5 protein-coding genes and 1 tRNA gene are annotated in these 2,050 nt (G+C 61.1%); 4 read left to right on the plus strand and 2 right to left on the minus strand.

What is annotated here, in order from left to right:
• Positions 1-42 precede the first annotated feature (42 nt).
• The 4 genes from aroQ to VIW95_RS06235 all read left to right on the plus strand — a co-directional run bounded on the left by aroQ (position 43) and on the right by VIW95_RS06235 (position 1,346).
• Positions 43-477 carry a type II 3-dehydroquinate dehydratase gene (aroQ, locus tag VIW95_RS06220; protein ID WP_349259297.1) on the plus strand — a complete coding sequence of 145 codons (435 nt, stop codon included), beginning with the start codon at positions 43-45 and terminating at the stop codon, positions 475-477.
• Positions 478-582: 105 nt separating this feature from the next.
• The gene (locus tag VIW95_RS06225; RefSeq protein ID WP_331584569.1) at positions 583-885 is read left to right on the plus strand and encodes an HU family DNA-binding protein; all 303 of its coding nucleotides are present in this window, start codon (positions 583-585) and stop codon (positions 883-885) included.
• Positions 886-891: 6 nt separating this feature from the next.
• Positions 892-969, plus strand: a tRNA-Pro gene (locus VIW95_RS06230).
• A 98-nt stretch (positions 970-1,067) separates the two neighbouring features.
• A complete protein-coding gene (locus tag VIW95_RS06235) occupies positions 1,068-1,346 on the plus strand; it encodes a hypothetical protein (RefSeq protein WP_331584571.1) in 279 nt (92 codons plus the stop codon).
• Here VIW95_RS06235 and VIW95_RS06240 read toward each other — a convergent pair.
• Together VIW95_RS06240 and VIW95_RS06245 are read right to left on the minus strand one after the other, a co-directional pair.
• A complete protein-coding gene (locus VIW95_RS06240; RefSeq protein ID WP_331584572.1) occupies positions 1,337-1,594 on the minus strand; it encodes a hypothetical protein in 258 nt (85 codons plus the stop codon). The two genes, VIW95_RS06235 and VIW95_RS06240, sit on opposite strands and share 10 nt — an antisense overlap.
• Positions 1,594-2,050, minus strand: a 457-nt coding sequence (locus tag VIW95_RS06245) for a hypothetical protein (protein WP_331584573.1), incomplete at its 5' end; no start/stop codon positions are given. The genes VIW95_RS06245 and VIW95_RS06240, both read right to left, overlap by 1 nt.

Consider the following 2,050-nt stretch of genomic DNA (forward strand, 5'->3'; position numbering starts at 1 on the left):
TGGTTCGGAGGCTCGCACTTTTCCTCCAAAGAAATGGCAACAATGCGCGTTTTGGTTTTACACGGACCGAATCTCAACTTGCTGGGCGAGCGAGACCCTTCGCTCTACGGGAGCCGGACGCTCGACGAGGTCAACGAGCTGATTTCTGCCGAGGCCCGGAGCCTCGGGCTCGACGTGTGCTGCGAGCAATACAATGGCGAGGGCGCGATCATCGACGCGCTGCACGGCGCGCGCAAGCAGTATGCCGCCGTCGTCATCAATCCTGGTGCGTACGCTCATTACTCGTATGCGATCGCCGATGCCATTACCGCGATCGGCATTCCCGTCATCGAGGTGCACCTGTCGAATATCGCGGCGCGCGAAGCGTTTCGGCGCAAGAGCGTGACGGCGTCTGCTTGCCGTGGAGTCGTCAGCGGCGTGGGCACCGCGGGTTACGTACTGGCACTGCGCGCGTTGGCCGGAATCCTCGAAAAGTGACGGCTGCCGGCCGGAAGGAGCGCCCATTCTGCCTGCGTATATTCCTTCCAGGCGGCTGTCCCGTTAGAACGATAGATCGATCGTGCCGCTACAGGAGATGCGAGGTTGACGAAAGCGGATGTGATTGATGCCGTCGCCACAGAGGCCGAGCTTTCGCGGCGTCAAGTAGGTGAAGTCGTCGATTTGGTTCTGGACAACATCAAGACGGCGTTGCAGAAGGGCGATCGAGTAGCACTGACGCCGTTCGGAAGCTTCGTTGTCCGGTCGCGTCAAGCGCGCGAAGGCCGTAATCCCAAAACCGGAGAGAAGATCAAGATCGCCGCGCGCAACGTACCTGCATTTGTTGCGGGCAAATCGCTCAAAGATGCGGTCGGCGGGACGCGTTCGGGAAGCAAAAGGCGTAAGTAAATCGCGCGGGCTGTAGCGAAGCTTGGTTATCGCGCTAGTCTGGGGGACTAGAGATCGCTGGTTCGAATCCAGTCAGCCCGACCATGAAAAACCCCGAAGATTCTTTCGACGGGGTTTTTAACTCACTGCATTGGGCCTCGGGGGACGCTTGCCGCCCGCGCGCGAACTGGCGAATTCCAAGGATGAAAATCGGAACGCTCGAGATGAAAATCGCTCGCGTTGAGGGCTTCCAGGTCAGCGTCCGAACGCTGAGCGGCCGCGATATTCGCTCGGACCGGGAAGGGATGCCGCCCTGGCCGTACGAGAAGGGCGCGCGCGACCGCTGGTCGGTGGCCCGCTGGAAACAGGAACGCTTCATCAGCCTCTATCCCGGCTTCGACGTCGACGTGCTCGACGGGGACGGAGACGTCGTCGAGTTCGGACAGACGCTCCTTGAAACGGTGCGCGAGAGTTACGACTGAAGGTGTTCGAGGCCGAGCTGCCGCAGCAGCGCGGCGACGGCCGTATCCAAATCGCCGATGCTGTTGGCAATGTCGGCGAACTCAGCAATGATGCCATAGTGGCGCAACTCTTGCGCGAACTCCGGATGCTCGTGCTCGACCGACGCCAGCGTTCGTAGCACCGACCGCATTCGCTCGTTGAGCGTCTTCGCTCGCTGTACGATCGTGTGAACGTCGGAATGCAGTTGTGCCTTGGCATCGTCGTTCATTACTGTGGCTCCGCGGTAGGTGGTGTCGTAGGTTGTGGCGAGGCGCCGGCTTGATCGCGCATGCGCTCGAGCACCGGCTCGAGATAATCCGGATCGCCGGCCGCCTGGTGGCGCTCGTAGGCGGCTCTGTCAAAGAGCCAGTCCGGAAGCGTCGCCGGGAGCGCGATCTCGTCGGTTTGGACGTCGAACGCGAACAACGCAGGCGGATTCAGATACGTCCACAGCGCTCGGGAGACGACCCAGCAGCCGACGACCCCGCGGAAATACACGGTGACGTCCGTGTGGCTTGGGACGTTGTCCGGAGTCGGTGCATACATCCCAACGAAATGCGCTTTGAGCAGATCGTAGGTCTGCGCGTCAATCCACAGGTCGCGCAGATTATGCCTGCGCGGGTCGCTCGAAGGATTCAAGCGCAAGTGATATGCAGGGCGTCCGCCGACCTCTTCGGTTACGGCA

The sequence above is a fragment of the Binatus sp. (SeqCode) genome (genome assembly GCF_036522015.1).
In the GTDB taxonomy this organism is placed as follows: domain Bacteria; phylum Desulfobacterota; class Binatia; order Binatales; family Binataceae; genus Binatus.

Bases quoted from the DNA above. Each gene is read 5' to 3' on its own strand.
- aroQ (WP_349259297.1), top strand. From the start codon at position 43: ATGCGCGTTTTGGTTTTACACGGACCGAATCTCAACTTGCTGGGCGAG.
- VIW95_RS06235 (WP_331584571.1), top strand. From the start codon at position 1,068: ATGAAAATCGGAACGCTCGAGATGAAAATCGCTCGCGTTGAGGGCTTC.
- VIW95_RS06240 (WP_331584572.1), bottom strand. From the start codon at position 1,594: ATGAACGACGATGCCAAGGCACAACTGCATTCCGACGTTCACACGATC.